14 protein-coding genes are annotated in these 15,482 nt (G+C 71.6%); 10 read left to right on the top strand and 4 right to left on the bottom strand.

Annotated features, from left to right (window positions below):
• Positions 1 to 683: 683 nt before the first annotated feature.
• From M1L60_RS09510 to M1L60_RS09485, 6 genes are all read left to right on the top strand, one after another.
• A complete protein-coding gene (locus M1L60_RS09510) occupies positions 684 to 1,367 on the top strand; it encodes a sigma-70 family RNA polymerase sigma factor (RefSeq protein ID WP_253236957.1) in 684 nt (227 codons plus the stop codon).
• A complete protein-coding gene (locus M1L60_RS09505) occupies positions 1,364 to 2,143 on the top strand; it encodes an anti-sigma factor family protein (RefSeq protein WP_253236956.1) in 780 nt (259 codons plus the stop codon). The genes M1L60_RS09510 and M1L60_RS09505 overlap by 4 nt, the downstream gene beginning before the upstream one ends.
• Positions 2,144 to 2,351: 208 nt before the next feature.
• The gene (locus M1L60_RS09500; protein ID WP_253237139.1) at positions 2,352 to 3,047 is read left to right on the top strand and encodes a COG4315 family predicted lipoprotein; all 696 of its coding nucleotides are present in this window, start codon (positions 2,352 to 2,354) and stop codon (positions 3,045 to 3,047) included.
• Between the two features lie 86 nt (positions 3,048 to 3,133).
• On the top strand, positions 3,134 to 3,886 hold the full coding sequence (locus tag M1L60_RS09495) for a DUF4142 domain-containing protein (RefSeq protein WP_308208440.1): 753 nt from the start codon (positions 3,134 to 3,136) through the stop codon (positions 3,884 to 3,886).
• Between the two features lie 41 nt (positions 3,887 to 3,927).
• On the top strand, positions 3,928 to 5,208 hold the full coding sequence (locus M1L60_RS09490; RefSeq protein ID WP_253236954.1) for a Pecanex-like protein 1: 1,281 nt from the start codon (positions 3,928 to 3,930) through the stop codon (positions 5,206 to 5,208).
• A 280-nt stretch (positions 5,209 to 5,488) separates the two neighbouring features.
• Complete coding sequence (locus tag M1L60_RS09485) at positions 5,489 to 6,373, top strand: DNA-3-methyladenine glycosylase family protein (protein ID WP_253237138.1); 885 nt, start codon at positions 5,489 to 5,491, stop codon at positions 6,371 to 6,373.
• Positions 6,374 to 6,395: 22 nt separating this feature from the next.
• Here M1L60_RS09485 and M1L60_RS09480 read toward each other — a convergent pair whose 3' ends face one another.
• The gene (locus tag M1L60_RS09480) at positions 6,396 to 7,196 is read right to left on the bottom strand and encodes a TrmH family RNA methyltransferase (protein ID WP_253236953.1); all 801 of its coding nucleotides are present in this window, start codon (positions 7,194 to 7,196) and stop codon (positions 6,396 to 6,398) included.
• A gap of 63 nt (positions 7,197 to 7,259) precedes the next feature.
• Here M1L60_RS09480 and M1L60_RS09475 point away from each other — a divergent pair, with 63 nt between their 5' ends.
• Complete coding sequence (locus M1L60_RS09475) at positions 7,260 to 8,015, top strand: ROK family protein (RefSeq protein WP_253236952.1); 756 nt, start codon at positions 7,260 to 7,262, stop codon at positions 8,013 to 8,015.
• Between the two features lies 1 nt (position 8,016).
• A complete protein-coding gene (locus M1L60_RS09470; RefSeq protein WP_253236951.1) occupies positions 8,017 to 8,742 on the top strand; it encodes an HAD family hydrolase in 726 nt (241 codons plus the stop codon).
• On the opposite strand, the gene M1L60_RS09465 is transcribed toward M1L60_RS09470, so the two are convergent.
• Positions 8,723 to 9,589, bottom strand: coding sequence for a helix-turn-helix transcriptional regulator (locus M1L60_RS09465; RefSeq protein WP_253236950.1), 867 nt, complete (start codon positions 9,587 to 9,589; stop codon positions 8,723 to 8,725). The two genes, M1L60_RS09470 and M1L60_RS09465, sit on opposite strands and share 20 nt — an antisense overlap.
• Positions 9,590 to 9,689: 100 nt before the next feature.
• On the opposite strand from M1L60_RS09465, the gene M1L60_RS09460 reads away from it, so the two are divergent.
• Positions 9,690 to 10,556, top strand: coding sequence for an oxidoreductase (locus tag M1L60_RS09460; protein ID WP_253236949.1), 867 nt, complete (start codon positions 9,690 to 9,692; stop codon positions 10,554 to 10,556).
• Here the strand turns inward: M1L60_RS09460 and M1L60_RS09455 are convergent.
• Positions 10,547 to 11,182 carry a class I SAM-dependent methyltransferase gene (locus M1L60_RS09455; RefSeq protein ID WP_253236948.1) on the bottom strand — a complete coding sequence of 212 codons (636 nt, stop codon included), beginning with the start codon at positions 11,180 to 11,182 and terminating at the stop codon, positions 10,547 to 10,549. The two genes, M1L60_RS09460 and M1L60_RS09455, sit on opposite strands and share 10 nt — an antisense overlap.
• An 81-nt stretch (positions 11,183 to 11,263) precedes the next feature.
• Between M1L60_RS09455 and M1L60_RS09450 the strand changes: the two genes are divergently transcribed.
• The gene (locus tag M1L60_RS09450) at positions 11,264 to 14,305 is read left to right on the top strand and encodes a putative bifunctional diguanylate cyclase/phosphodiesterase (RefSeq protein WP_253236947.1); all 3,042 of its coding nucleotides are present in this window, start codon (positions 11,264 to 11,266) and stop codon (positions 14,303 to 14,305) included.
• On the opposite strand, the gene M1L60_RS09445 is transcribed toward M1L60_RS09450, so the two are convergent.
• The gene (locus M1L60_RS09445; protein WP_253236946.1) at positions 14,302 to 15,477 is read right to left on the bottom strand and encodes a cysteine desulfurase-like protein; all 1,176 of its coding nucleotides are present in this window, start codon (positions 15,475 to 15,477) and stop codon (positions 14,302 to 14,304) included. The two genes, M1L60_RS09450 and M1L60_RS09445, sit on opposite strands and share 4 nt — an antisense overlap.
• Positions 15,478 to 15,482: the final 5 nt, after the last annotated feature.

The raw sequence follows: 15,482 nt of genomic DNA, 5'->3' as shown, positions 1-15,482 counted from the left end.
TTGCCGGGGTGCCACCGCCTCCCCCGCCCTCCCAAGGGACATGGGAAGAAGGTAGACGGCGGGCAAGCCGGTGGGCCGAACTTGTCCACAGGGCGCGACACGTTCGATTCGTTATCCACAGGGTGCCGACGGGCGAAAGCAGTCGAGGTCCCGGCCGACTTCGGTCGATGACTGCGGAGTGGCTTGGTCGCTCCTTGGAGTGGACTGGTGCCCTTCGGTGAGCGGACAGGAAGGTGTCCGGCCAGTACGCCCAATCCGACAGAAGGTGTTTTTAGGGGTAGTTGGTGCGGGTACTGCGCGAAGAGGCCGGATGGCGGTCAGACATCCCCTGAACGGGCAAGACGCGGGGCGTGATCCGGTTGGGAGCGCTCCCGAATAGCGGGACGGAAACGCAGCGTCCGGGCTTGCCTACTTAGCGGTAACGCCGCACTGCCAGTGCGTCGGTCCTGCTCAACTGCGTATTTCATGGTGCGCGTGGGGCTGAGTATTATTCGGCTGCCCTGGCCGTCATATCGGTGCAGATCGATTAATTCCGATCGCCCGCCGATGCGCCTCGTGACCCCCCACACGACCGCGGAGGATCGTTTGAGACCGCTCCCCGAAATTTTCCCGTCCGCGTTGATCCCGAGGGCTGTCCCCAGCCGTATCTCAGGCGACGGGGAAAACGCCGGGTGGAGGTATCGATGCATGCGGTGGCCGAACATCGGCTGGCGCCAGGCGGGGTGCGCCTGATGACACAGCAGCATTCCGGTGGACGGTGGCAGTCTCTCGACGGAGGCCGTAGTGCGGGCGATGGTGGTTCAGTGATTCCCCGGCAGGCGCCGCGGCATGAGGCCGCGACCCCCGCGGGGGCTTCTCACGAGGACACTCTGGTCAAGATGCTCTATGAGGAGCATGCGGGACCACTTCTGATGTTCGTGCTGCGTCTGACCGGCGGTGACCGGCAGCGCGCTGAGGACATCGTGCAGGAGACGTTGCTCCGGGCCTGGCGCAATGCGCACCGGCTCGGCGCCCAGGGGCAGCAGTCGCTGCGGCCCTGGCTGGTGACCGTCGCGCGGCGTATCGCGATCGACGACCACCGGAGCGCGAGTGCCCGGCCGGCCGAGACGTACGACCGCGAGCTCGAGAGCTTCCCCAGTCAGTCCGATGAAACCGACCGCGTTCTGCAGTCGATGACGGTCTCCGACGCGCTGCGCGAACTCAGCCAGTCGCACCGCGAGATCCTCATCGAGACGTACTTCCGGGGCCGCACGGTGCCGGAGGCGGCGGAGAAGCTCAACCTTCCGTTGGGTACCGCCAAGTCACGGGTGTATTACGCTCTGCGTGCGTTGCGGACGGCGTTGCAGCAGCGGGGGGTGACCGAATGACCCAGGAAGACCACTTCGATGTCGCGTCGTACGCCTTGGGTGTGCTCGACGAACGCGACGCCACACAGTTCGAGGACCATCTGATCGACTGTCCTCGGTGCGCCTACGAGCTCGAGTCGTTCGTCGAGGTGGCCGATCTGCTGGCCGACGTCGACGCCAACGCGGTGATCGCCGCCGAGGAGACCCGGCGCGACGGCTTCATGCTGCAGAAGGTGATCGGCGAGGCCTCCCGCGAGCGCCACCGGGCCAACAGCCGGCGGCTCTACTCGCTGGCCGCGGCCGTGGTCATCTTCGCGATGCTGTCGATCGGCGCGTTCTTCGTCGGCGGCTCGGTGCTCGGCGACAACGCCGACCCGGCGTCGACCAACACCGCCCAGCGCGACAGCACCCAGCTCGACCCGCTGCCCGTCTCGGGCGGGGGCACCGGTCTCGGTGGCACGGCCCTGGCCGGCGAGTCGCTGACCGGCACCGACCCGCGGACCGGGGTGGCCGCGACGGTGGGTCTGGTGAAGAAGGACTGGGGCACGCAGATCCAGTTCGCCATCGCCAACATCCAGGGGCCCAAGGTCTGCCGGCTGGTCGCCGTGCACACCGACGGCACGAGCGAGCCGCTCGTCTCGTGGAAGGTGGGCGACCGGGGCTGGGGCACCGCCGCCAACCCGGAGCCGCTGCTGCTCCAGGCGATCACCTCGACCCCGCGCGACCAGATCGCGCACATCCAGGTGCAAGAGGTCACCTCGAGCGGCGCCGGCGACACGCTGGTTCGCGTTCCGTAACCGCACCCGCACTCATAAAGGATCCCGGCCGATCGGCCGGGATCCTTTGTTTTTTCTTAGAGAAGCAGGTCCGGTGGCCCGCCGGGAAAAACTCGGAAATTGATGGGAACTTTCTTCAACCGACGCGACCTTGCCCTCGTACTACAGCCCGGAAACGCCAGAGCAGAAACACCTTGGAGGGCAAGTGCTACCGGAGAAGCGAAAGTTGATGGTCGTCGGCGCCGCAATCGCCGCGGCGTTCGCAGTGACCGGCTGCGCCCCGCAGGGATACAACCAGGCCGACTACGGCAACGCCGCTGAGCCCGCCGCGGAGAACGTGGCCGCGACCGCGGACCCGGCCGACCCGTCGGCCACCGACGCTCCTCCGGCCGACCCCGAGGCCACGGCCCCGCCGGCCGCCGCCGACGCCGCCCCCGAGCTCAGCGAGGAAGAGGTCACCTCCGAGCTGACCGGCACCAAGGTGGCCCGGATGGGCAAGGTCGTGGTGGACGACGAGGGCTTCGTGCTCTACCGCTTCGACAAGGACAAGAACGAGCCGGCCAAGTCGAACTGCGTCGGCGACTGCGCCGAGGTCTGGCCGCCTTCCCTGACCAACGACGGCAAGCCGACCCTCAAGGGCGTCGACGACAAGCTCGTGGGCACGGTGACCCGGGCCGACGGCAGCAAGCAACTGACCCTCAAGGGCTGGCCGCTCTACCGCTACATCGGTGACAAGAAGCCCGGTAACTGGAAGGGCCAGAACGTCAGCGGCACCTGGTTCGTGATTCGGCCCGACGGCGCCAAGAACCTGACCTGCCTGCCCAAGGTGTCGAAGCCGGTGGCCCCGCCCGCCAAGGACTCGGACGACGAAGCCGGTTCCGATTCGGGTGACGCCGGTGGCACCGGCAGTGACTACAGCTACTGATTCAAAAGTCCCCTGAGAAACGCTGATCCGGAGGTAGAGAGAAAATGCTTACCGCTCGCTTTACGCGCCGTCCGACGCGTTGGTTGGTGGGCATTTCCGCGGCGGTTCTGACGTTCCTGGTCGCGCCGGTCGCCCCTGTTCAGGCCGCCCCCGGCGACAGCGGGCCGATTCCGGTCCCGTCGTCCAACGGCCTGAGCAACAAGGGTGTCGGCGCGGTCAGCGACGCGGACAAGGACTTCGTCATCAAGGTGCGGCTGGCCGGCCTGTGGGAGATCCCGGCCGGCAACATGGCCCAGGAGAAGTCGAACGACCCGCGCATCGTGAAGATCGGCAAATCGATCGCCGAGCAGCACGTGATTCTCGACGACCTCGACCGGAAAACGGCCAAGAAGCTCAACATCGACCTGCCGGCCAAGCCGAACAGCGACCAGCAGTTCTGGCTGCAGGAGATGCGGGACGCGAACGGCGCCCAGTTCGACCAGATCTTCATCGACCGGTTGCGGGCCGCCCACGGCAAGATCTTCCCGGCCATCGCGACCATCCGGGCCTCCACGCGCAACGACTCCGTGCGCAAGCTGGCCCAGGAGACCAACCAGTTCGTCATGACCCACATGACGCTGCTGGAGTCGAGCAACATCGTCGACTACGCGCAACTTCCCACAGCCCCCGCCCCCGCGAACCCCGGCAGCGGTCCGGTTCCGGTGGACGGGCAGATGCTCGCGGCCGCCAGCAGCAGCGGTGGCATCCCGGGCGTCAGCACCACCGTGATCCTGCTCGTCCTCGCGGCCGCGCTCGTGGCCGGCGTCATCACGTCAATGCGCATTTTCCGGGCGCGGTAGCCCCAGCCACGTCCCCTCGCGTAAGAGAAAGGTGTCACCCCATGCGAAGGTCCAAGTACCGGCGCGCATCCAGGAGCAACAACTGGTTCTCCGGCAAGCGCCGCATCATCGCGGTGGCTGCCACGCTGGTGGCCTTCGGCGGCATCGTGACCGTCACCCAGGTCTCCAACGCGAGCACCGACCGCACCCAGAAGAAGGCTCTGGCGGCGTGCGACGACGTTCAGGCTCCGCAGCGCGCGAAGCTCTCGACGGAGACGCGTAAGGGCACCTACACCACCAACAACGGCAAGGTGACCCAGCACCCCGACGACGGCGCCGGCGACACGGTGTCGACCCAGACGCTGCGCACCCGGTGCCGCACCTGGGTGATGAACAACGTCGGCAACAACGGCGGTGGCAAGGGCAACCAGACCACCCCGCCGACCGAGGCCGCGACCGTCCCGGCCGCCGACCCGAGCGCCGAGGCCCCCGAAGAGGGCAACGGCGAGAACGGCAACGGCGAAGAGGGCAACAACGGCGGCGGCGAGCAGGGCACTGGCGGCGAGAACGGCCAGGGCAACGGCGAGCAGGGCGGCGACAACGGCCAGGGCAATGGCGAAGAGGGCCAGGGCAACGGCGAGCAGGGCAACGGCGAGCAGGGCAACGGCGGTGACAACGGCCAGGGCAACGGCGAGCAGGGCGGCGACAACGGCGAGCAGGGCAACGGCGGCGAGCAGCAGCCCGACCCCGAGCCCACCGAGGAGCAGACCACCCCGCCTCCGGGCGCCGGGCTGGGCGTGCTGACCAACAGCTGTGACACCAGCAACCTGACCCCGCACAACGGCTTCCAGGAAGGCAGCCGCTGCGTCTCGACCGAGTTCGGTGAGGTCGGCGAGGCCAACGCCAACCCGACGCTGCTGATCACCCGGGCCCCGCGCGCGGTCAACCCGAACACCCCGTTCACGCTGACCGTCAGCACCCGCAACCTGATCCGTGACCGCTTCCTCGCGGCCGGCCAGGGTGGCTACTACGTGGAGAGCTCGGTCCTGGCCAACGGCCTGGTCCGCGGTCACTTCCACACCGCCTGCCGGATGCTGGCCAACACCAACGAGGCCCCGGCGCCCGACCCGGTCCCCGCGTTCTTCGTGGCGACCGAGGACAGCCGCGGTGGCGCGACCCCCGACTCGGTCAACATCCAGGTCCCGGGTCTGCCCAACGCCGGCACCGCGCAGTGCGCCTCGTGGGCCGGTGACGGCTCGCACCGCATCCCGATGATGGTCCGCGCCAACCAGACGCCGGCCTTCGACACGGTCCGCATCACCGTTCGCGGCGGACGCCGCTGATCTGAGGAGCATCGCCGCTGGTACCCGGAGGCGAACCCGGACGGGACGGGGTCACCGACATGACCCCGTCCCCGAACGGACCCCCCGTCGCCCTCCGGGCGGTCGTCCTTCCCCCTGACGGACGACAACAGCGGTCGCTCCTACAGGACGTTCCGGACCAACTCGGGTGTCCGGACGTCCCCTCCGATGGCCCTGACCGGGAGCGCGGTCAGGGCCATCGGCCTGCGCGTAGTGGGCAACGGCCCCGGAAGGTGGCACAGTGTTGCCGGTGACCCGCAGGATGACGCCACCGGAGCGCTACCACTTCGGCGCCTCGGTCCGCTCGCTGCTGGTGCCCCGGCACGACCCGTGCGGCGTGTTCACCGGCGACGAGTTGTGGCTCACCGCCCGTACGCCCGAAGGCCCGGCCACGCTGCATCTCGCGCGCGACGGCCAGGATCTGGTAGCCACCGGCTACGGCCCGGGCGAGCAGTGGATCCTCGACCGCGCCGACGCCATCGCGGGCCTGCGCGACGACGTGACCGCCTTCCCCGCGTTGGCCGCCGCCCACCCGCTGATCAAGCGGCTGGCCCGCACCTTCGAGGGCATCCGGCTGCCCGCCACCGGCCTGGTGTTCCGCAGCGTGTTGCGGGCCGTGCTCGAACAAAAGGTCACCGGCAAAGAGGCGCACCGGGCCTACCGGTTGATCTGCCAGAACCTCAGCGAGCCGGCCCCGGGCCCGCGCGAGCTGATGCTGCCGCCCGACCCGGCCGTGATCGCGGCCACGCCGTACTGGGTCTTCCATCCGTACGGCATGGAACAGCGCCGCACCCAGGCCCTGCAACGCGCCGCGGTGGTCGCGGCCCGGCTCGAGCTGTGCGCCGATTCGGCCGACGCCACCCGGCGCCTGATGGCCCTGCCCGGCATCGGGGTGTGGACCGCGGCCGAGGTCGTGCGGGTCGCGTACGGCGATGCCGACGCCGTCAGCGTGGGCGACTTCCACATTCCCAACACGGTCGCGTGGGCGCTGGCCGGCGAGGCCCGCGGCACCGACGAGCGGATGCTCGAGCTGCTGGAGCCGTTCCGCGGCCACCGCGCCCGCGTCTGCGAACTGCTGGCCCACGGCGGCATCGGCGCCCCCAAGTTCGGCCCGCGCATGCCGATCCGGTCGTTCGCCCGGTTCTGAGTTCTAGGGCGCCAGATACGCCCTAGGCCCGGGACCGCTGGCGCGAAGCTTCGTAGAGCACCACCGTGGCCGCGGCGGCCGCGTTGAGCGAGCTGGCCGCGCCGGTGATGGGGATGCGGACCAGGACGTCGGCCGCGTTCTTCCAGGCCGTGCTGAGACCGGCCGTCTCGTTGCCGATCAGCAGCATGGTCGGGCCGGTCAGGTCGTGGTCGGCCACGTCGACCGCGCCGTGCTCGTCGGTGCCGACCAGTTGCACGCCGGCCCGCGCGGCCCACGGGAGCACATCGTCGGGGCCGTCGGCCGCGATCACCGGCAGCGCGAACAGCGAACCCGTGCTGGCCCGCACGGACTTGGGGTCGAACGGATCGGCGGCGTGCCCGGTGACCACCACCGCGGCCGCGCCGAACGCGTCGGCCGAGCGGATCAGCGTGCCGATGTTGCCGGGCGTGCTGGGCCGGTCGAAGACGACCACCAGAAGATGCGGATCATCGAACGAGGGGAGTTCGGGCGCCGCGGGCATCGCGACCACGGCGATCAACTCGGCCGAATCCTTGTCGGCCAGCTCGGCCACCAGCTCGGGGGACATGGCCACCGGCCGGGCGCCGCTGCGCTCCAGGATGTCGCGCGCCCACGACGACAGGGACTGCCGGTCGGGATGGATGAGGTCGCGGATCTCCCACCCGTGGTCGACCGCGAGCGAGATCGGGCGTACGCCCTGAACCAGGAACTCCCCGGCCCGGTGGCGTTTGTTGCGGTTGGTCAGCAGCGCCTGCCACTGCTGGAAGCTGGCATTGCGGGTGCTGATCCGGACGGCCCTCGACACCGCAGCGACGATACCGGGTCACAATTGCTGTGCGAGGAGGTGTACTCCATGCAAACTGGCGGCGTGGCTTTCACCCTGACGATCGACTGTGGCGGCGGCGGCATCAAGGGTTCCGTGCTCGACGAGGCGGGGACCATGCGGGCCCAGCCGCTGCGCGTCCCCACCCCCTATCCGTTGCCCCCCGAGCTCTTCGTCAAGACGTTGACGCAGCTCGGCGCGCGGCTGCCCGCGCACGACCGGGTCACCGTGGGCATGCCCGGCATGCTGCGGCACGGCGTCGTCGTGGCGACCCCGCACTACATCACCCGCAGCGGCCCGCGGACGAGGATCGACCCCGAGCTGCAGGAGGCCTGGTTCGGCTTCGACGCGCGCACCGCCCTGGAGGACGCGTTCGGCCGCCCCACGCTCGTGCTCAACGACGCCGAGGTGCACGGGGCCGGAGTGGTCGCCGGGACGGGCTGCGAGCTGGTGCTGACCCTGGGCACGGGACTGGGCTGCGCGCTGTTCGACGGCGGCGCGCTGGCCCCGCACCTCGAGATGTCGCAGGCGCCGGTGCGGTGGGGCATGTCGTACGACACGTACATCGGCGAGCACGAGCGCCGCCGCCTCGGTGACGCCCTCTGGTCGCGCCGGGTCCGTAACGTCGTCGAGGGGCTGCGCCCGGTCTTCCTGTGGGACCGGCTGTATCTCGGCGGTGGCAACTCTCGCCTGATCACGGCCACACAGCTCGCCCGCATGGGTGACGATGTGGTCGTGGTGCCGAACACGGCGGGCATCGTCGGCGGCGTGCGCGCCTGGACCCTGGGCACCGCCCGCTGACATGCGGCCCGCGGCGATCCTGCTCGACTTCGGCGGAGTGCTGGCCGACGCCCCGTCGCGCCGGACCGCTCCGCCCGGCCTCGTGCTGCGCATTTTCAACCTGGTCAACGGCGTGCTGACGCCGGGCGAGATCCAGCGCACGCTGACCGAGGGCGCCGCGGCCTGGTCGGCCTGGCGTGACGAGGACTGGCCGGACGAGCTGCCCCAGGCCGAGGTGTGGGAGCGGTTCATCCTGCCCGGGTGGCCGCCGGCGGCCCAGGTGCCGGTGCGCGGGGCGGTGCGCAAGCTGAGCTACGAGTGGGCCTGGCGGGACAACTGGGCGTTGCGGCCGGGCATCCCGTCGGCCCTGGAGGCAGCGGCCGATGCCGGCGTCACGCTGGCCGTGGTCTCGAACACGCTGTCCGGCGCGGCCCACCGCGACTTCCTCGACAAGGCCGGCCTCGGCCACCACTTCGCCGTGCAGATCTACAGCGACGAGGCCGGCGTCCGGAAACCCAACCCGCAGATGATCTGGAACGCCACCGACGAGCTGGGCCTGGCCCCCGGGGACTGCTGGTTCGTCGGCGACACCCCCCGGCGCGACGTCGTGTGCGCCCGCCGGGCCGGCGTCGGCCGGGCGATCCTCATGCCCTCCCCGCGTACGGCCGACGAACCGACCGGCCCACCGCCGGACGACACGGTCGAGGACGGATTCGGCCTGCGCACGCTCATCGAGAAGTGTCTCTAGACGCGTGCAGTGAGGCCAGCAGCGCCAGCCGGTCGGCGTCGGGGCTGCCCTCGTCGGCCGTGAACACCAGCATCATCGGCCCCGCGGCGCCGGGCAGCGGGTACGTGTCCCAGTGCAGGACGATGTCGCCGACCTCGGGCACCCGGAACGTCTTGGTGCCGCTGACCGACACCCGCACGTCGTGCCGGGCCCACAGCCGCCGGAAGTCGGCGCTGCGGATGCTGAGCTCGCCCACGACGGCGGTGGCCCGCGGGTGGGTGGGGTCGGTGGCGACGGCCGCCCGCATCATGCCGATGTAGTCGAGGGCCTGCTGCTCCCAGTCCGGGCACTGCCGCTCGCGGGTGCGGCTGTCGTCGAACAGCAGCATGAGCATGTTGAGCTGGTCCGGCGGATAGTCGCGGGGGTCGCCGAGCAGCGCCTCGGCCAGATCGTTCCAGGCCAGTACGTCGAGGTGGCGGCCCAGCACGACGGCCGGGGTGGCCAGCACGCGCAGCATGCGCCGGGTGCCGGCAGGCACGGTCTCGGGCTCGCGGTGGACCCGGGCCGGGGCCGGGCGGCGGGCCGCACGGGCCAGCGTGAACAGGTGCCGGCGCTCGCTGTCGTCGAGCTCGAGCGCGCCTGCGATGGCGTCCAGCACGTCGTCCGAGGGGCGCAGGTCGCGGCCCTGCTCCATCCGTTGGTAGTAGTCGGTGCTCAGCCCGGCCAGCAGGGCCAGCTCCTCGCGGCGGAGCCCGGTCACCCGGCGCCGGCCGCCCGGTTCCAGGCCGACGTCCTGCGGGCGCAGCCGGTTGCGCCGGGCGCGCAGGAAGTCACCGAGCTCACGGGCGTACGGGTGGGTGCCGGCCATGTCGCCAGTGTGCCGCCGCCGGGGGCCGGCTGGGTAGGACCACCGGACCTAGGCTCAGCGGTGCGACGGGCCCGGCCCGCGGCGGCCCTAGCTTTCCGGCATGACCACGAATCTGCACGGCCGCGTCGCCGTCGTGACCGGCGCGAACTCGGGCCTCGGCCGCGTCACCGCCACCGAGCTGAGCCGGGCCGGGGCCCACGTCATCCTGGCCGTCCGCAATGTCGAGGCCGGTCAGGAGGCGGCCCGGGCGATCGGCGGGGACGTCGAGGCGCGGGAGCTCGATCTGGCCTCGCTGGCCTCGGTCCGCGCCTTCGCGGCCGGCCTACCGACGCTCGACCTGCTGGTCAACAACGCCGGGGCGGTGCTGCTGGGCCCGCGCCGGGAGACCTCCGACGGGTTCGAGCTGCACCTGGGCACCAACATGCTCGGCCATTTCGCCCTCACCGGCCTGGCGCTGCCCAACCTGGCCCCGACGGCCCGGGTCGTCAACCTGAGTTCGATCACGCACAAGCGGGCCCGCCTGGACTTCGACGATCTGATGTTCCGGCGCAACTACAGCGCCTCCAAGGCGTACGGAGTCTCGAAGCTGGCCTGCACGGTCTTCGGTCTCGAACTGGACCGGCGGCTGCGGGCGACCGGTTCGTCGATCACCGCCGTGCTCGCGCATCCCGGCATCACGCGCACCAACCTGACCCCGCGGGCGTGGGAGCACCGTGGCCGGCTGGGGCGTTTCGTGGCGTCGGCGGCGCTGATCACCACGCAGTCGGTCGAGCGCGGCACCGAGCCGCAACTGCGCGCCGCGACCGACCCGGATCTGCGCGGGGGCGAGTTCCTCGGGCCGTCCGGCCTGTTCGAGATGCGCGGGCCGGTCACGAAGGTGCGGCCCAGCGCTGTGGCCGCCGATCCAGCCGTGGGGCGGCGGCTGTGGGCGGTCGCCGAGGAGTTGACCGGCGTCAGCTACCTCTGAGTCAGCTGCCAGACCTTCGTACGCCGGGTGTCGACGCTTTCCAGGCTGACCGGCACCGGGATGTCGTAGGTGGCCCGCTCGACCAGCCCCTCGCTCGGGAGATAGGCGCGGCCGGGATCGCCGACCAGCACCAGCGAGCCCCGGCCGGCCGCGCGGCGCAGGTAGGGCAGCACCCGGGCCGCCATCTCGCGGCTGTAGAAGACATCACCGGCCAGAATCACGCCGTACGGGTCGTCGCCGTCCAGGATGTCGGCCTCGAGGGCTCGGACGGCGACACCGTTGGCGAGGGCGTTGGCCTGGGTCGCGGCCAGCGAGTAGGGGTCGATGTCGTTGGCCGTCACCGGCGTCGCCCCGGCCCGGGCGGCGGCCACCGCGACCAGGCCCGAGCCGGTCGCCAGGTCGAGCACCGAGCGGCCCGAGACCAGGTCGGGGTGGTCGAGCACGTGCCGGGCCAGGGCCTGCCCGCCGGCCCACGCGAAGGCCCAGAACGGCGGCGGCTGGGCCGGGCCGGCCTGCTCGGTCTTCTCCCACAGGGCGATCGGCTCGTCCGCCTGATGGAGCGTGATCTCGGGGACGAACGGGACGGGGGCAGCGGTCGTGTTGCCGCGGATGAACTCCAGGAGCACCTCACGATTGTGCCCGGTTGCTCAACTCGCGCCGCGGGGAGCCGATGTAAGCGCCACTGCCCTTCGGAAAAAGGACCACGCATGCCCCCACGCTGGGTCGCCGCTCTCTTCGGTGGCTGGATGGCGGTGCTCGCCGCGCTGTTCGTGGTGGTGCCGGAGGGCGCGCAGTCCGTGGTGCGGCTGGTCGCCGGGGCCGGCGCGATCGCTGTGGTCGGGCTGGGCGTGCGTCGCAACCGGCCCGGGCGGCGGCTGCCGTGGCGGTTGTTGTCGGCCGCGATCGCGCTGGCCGCGGTCGGCACGGCTCTCTATCGGGCGCCGGAGTCGCTCACCGCCCGCGTGCCGGGGCTCGTCACAGCCGGGGCGGTGCTGGTCACCGCCGGGTATCCAGCGCTCGCGGGCATGTTGTTCGTGCTGCTGCGCCGGCGTACGGGCGGCGCGCGCGACCGGGCAGCCATGCTCGACGCCCTCACCGTCACGGCCGGGGCGGCCCTGCTGGCCTGGACCTTCCTGATCGGGCCGAACCTGCCGCGCACCGGCGGCGACCTGTGGATGACCGTGGCGTTCCCGCTGGGCGACCTGCTGCTGCTCGGCATGCTGGTCCGGCTGCTGATCAGCGACCGGCCGGTGTTCGCGGCCCGGGTGCTCGGCGGCGGGGTGGTCCTGCTGCTGCTGGCCGACATCGGCTACGAGCTGTCGCTGTTCGAGGTGCCGGTGGTCGCCGTGTGCCGGTTCGCGCTCTACACGGCGGCCGGTCTGGCTGCCCTGCACCCGTCGATGGCCGAGCTGGACGAGCCGGCCGACCAGCCCGCGCCCGGGCTGGGCCGCGGCCGGCTGGCCCTGCTCGGGTTCGCCTCGATGACGGCGCCGGCCGTGCTCGTGGTGAGCATGGTGCGCACCGAGAAGGCCGACCTGACCGTGGTCGCCGGCCTCAGCGCGATCACGTTCCTGCTGGTCCTGGTGCGGATGGCCGGGATCATGACCGGTCACCGGCAGGCGCTGGCCCGGGAGCGGGCGCTGCGCGAGGCCTCGGCCGCCCTCGTCTCGGCGGCCGACAACGAGCAGGTCTCCGAGGCCGTACGCACCGCCGTGGCCCACCTGCTGCCGCCCGACACCCCGCACGCGGTGGTACTGGCCGTGACCATCGCCCAGCCCGGCCTGCTCTCGCCGGAGGCGGTGGCGCAGGCCGCCGTGGACCGGTCGACCGGGACGGCGGCGCGGATGCTGCCGACCCGCGACGTCGACTGGGCCGTCTCGACCCGGCTGCACCACTTCGCGCTGTCGCTGCGCTGCCCGATGGTGCTGACCGACCGGCCCACCGGTGACCCACTGGTCGGGGTGCTGCACGTCGGCGCGCCCATGCCGGCCCTGGCCGGGCTGCAGCGGGCCATCGAGGTGCTGGCGACCCAGGCCGCCCTGGCCCTGGAGCGCATCGGCCTGAGCCAGGAGGTCATCCGCCGTAACAGCGAGACCTATTTCCGGACGCTCGTGCAGAAGACCTCCGACGTGATCCTCATCGTCGACGAGGACGACCGGATCAGGTACGCCAGCCCGTCCGCGCTGGCCGTGTTCGACGATGAGCCGATCGGTCGCCGGATGACCGCCCTGATCCACCGGGCCGAGCGCACGCGGCTGACCGAGGTGCTGGCGGCCCTGCGTACGGGGGAAGGTCTGCAGGAAGGTCTGGACTTCCGGACCCGGGCCGACGTCGTGCTCGAGATGCACGGGCAGGACCTGCGCCGCGACCCGACCGTGGGCGGGCTCGTGGTGACCCTGCGCGACGTCACCGAGCGTCGCCGGCTCGAGGCCGAGCTGACCCACCGGGTGTTCCACGACGCGATGACCGGGCTGGCCAACCGCGTGCTGTTCCACGACCGGCTCGGTCACGCGCTGCAGCGGGGCGCGCGCGACGGCTCGGTGGTCGGCGTCCTCTTCATCGACCTGGACGACTTCAAGAAGGTCAACGACACGCTCGGTCACGCCGCCGGCGACCAGCTGCTGATCGGCGTGGCCAACCGGATCGCCGGCGCGTTGCGGGCCGACGACACCGCGGCCCGGCTCGGCGGCGACGAGTTCGCCGCGCTGGTCGAGAACGTGCAGGACCCGGGGGCGGTCGAGGAGACGGCGCAGCGGATCCTGGCCGCGCTGGCCGAGCCGATCCGGATGGACGACGGCTCGGAGCTGACCGCGGTGGCCAGCATCGGCATCACCACCACGCCCGAGGCCGACACCCCGGACGAGCTGCTGCGCCAGGCCGACCTCGCCCTCTACGTGGCCAAGGGCGCGGGCAAGAACCAGTGGCGGCGCTACCAGGCCCACCTGCACGGCGCGATGGTCGAGCGGCTGGAACTGCGCTCGGCCCTGGACCACGCCGTGCACGAGGGGCATTTCCTGCTGGCCTACCAGCCGATCATCGACCTCGGCACGGACGAGCCGGTGGGCTTCGAGGCGCTGGTCCGCTGGCACCACCCGACCCGCGGGGTGGTCGCGCCGGCCGAGTTCCTCGAGGTGGCCGAGGAGAGCGGGCTGGTCGTGCCGATGGGCCGCTGGGTGCTCGACCAGGCCCTGCACACGGTCGCGCAGTGGCGGCGCATCCTGCCCCGCGCCCACCAGCCGTTCGTCAGCGTGAACGTGTCGGTGCGCCAGTTCCGCGACGGCGCCTTCGTCGACATGGTGGAACAAGCATTGGCGTACGCCGGTGTGCCCCCGCAGGCGTTGATGCTGGAGCTCACCGAGAGCGTGCTCGACGGCGACCACGAACCGATCTGGGCCGACCTGGCCGTGCTGCGGGACCTGGGCGTACGGGTGGCGATCGACGACTTCGCGGCCAGCTCCTCGGCCCTGGGCAACGTGCGCCGCCGCCCGATCGACGTCGTGAAGATCGACAAGGCCTTCGTGGACGGCGTGGTCGACGACCCGCACCAGCTCGCGCTCGTGGCCGGCCTGATCAACCTGGCCCAGGCCCTGGGTCTGACCGTGATCGCCGAGGGCATCGAGGACCCGGCCCACCGCGACCTGCTGGCCCGGCTGGGCTGCCCGCTGGGCCAGGGCTACCTGTACTCGAGCCCGGTCGACGGCACCGAGGCCCTGAGCCAGATGACCGACCGCCTCCCGCTGGTCGCCTAGAGAGCTTGCAGGAGGCGGTCGACCTCGTCGGCCGTGTTGTAGTGGTAGATGCTGGCCCGGACCGCGCCGCCGGTGGCCCGCAGCCCGGCCGCCTCGAAGTACTCGACCGCGTAGTAGTCGCCGTGCGAGACGCAGATGCCCTGCTCTCCGAGGCGGCGGGCGGTGTCCGCGGGCGCCTCGCCGGCCAGCCGGAACGAGACCGTGGGACAGCGCTCGGCGCCGGCCGGGCAGATCGTCACCCGGTCGTTCGCGGTCAGGCCGGCCAGCAGGCGGTCGAGCAGCCCGAGCTCGTGCTTCTCGGCCGCGGCCATCCCCGCCAGCACGCGGCTGCGCCGGTCACCCTCGGCACCCCCGAGGCCGGCCAGGAAATCGACGGCGGCGGTGATCCCGGCCAGCAGTTCGAAGCTCAGCGTCCCGAACTCGAAGCGGTCGGGCGCCCCGGCCGGGGACGGGATCAGCTTCCGGGGGTGCAGCGGCTCCCACGTGGCCGGGTCGGCGATCACGGCCGCGTAGTGCGGACCCGACCACTTGTACGCGCTGGTGACGTAGAAGTCCGCGCCGAGTGCCGCCACATCGGTCGGCCGGTGAGCCGTGGCGTGCACGCCGTCGACGTACACCTGGGCCCCGGCCGCGTGCGCGAGGTCGGCGATCTGCCGGACGGCCGGGACCGTGCCGGTGGCGTTGCTGGCCGCCGTCACCGCCACCAGCCTGGTGCGCGGACCGATCAGCTCGCGGTACTGCTCGACCGGCAGCTCACCGGTCGCCAGGTCGACGTCGGCCCAGCGTACGGTCGCGCCGGTCTGCACCCACGGGCGCACGTTGGCGTCGTGGTCGAGCCGCGACACCACCACCTCGTCGCCCGGCGCCCAGTTCTGCGACAGGGTGCGCGACACCAGGTAGGTCAGCGCGGTGGCACTCGGCCCGAAGACCACCCCGGCCGGGTCGCCGCCGACCAGGTCGGCCACGGCCGCGCGGGCTGCGGCGACGATCTCACCGGAGCGGCGGGCGGGCTCGTGCACGGTGCCCCGGTTCGAGACGGCCGTGCGCATCGCGTGGGCGATGGCCTCGATCACCGGCGCGGCCGGCTGCGTGCCGCCCGCGCCGTCGAAGTGCAGGAACCCCTCGGCGAGAGCGGGATAGTCCGACCGGATGCGAACGACGTCGAAGATCATGACTT

Origin of the sequence: Paractinoplanes aksuensis (assembly GCF_024137025.1) — a bacterium.
GTDB classification, from domain to species: Bacteria; Actinomycetota; Actinomycetes; order Mycobacteriales; family Micromonosporaceae; genus Actinoplanes; species Actinoplanes aksuensis.
This window is presented reverse-complemented; position numbering and strand designations above follow the sequence as displayed.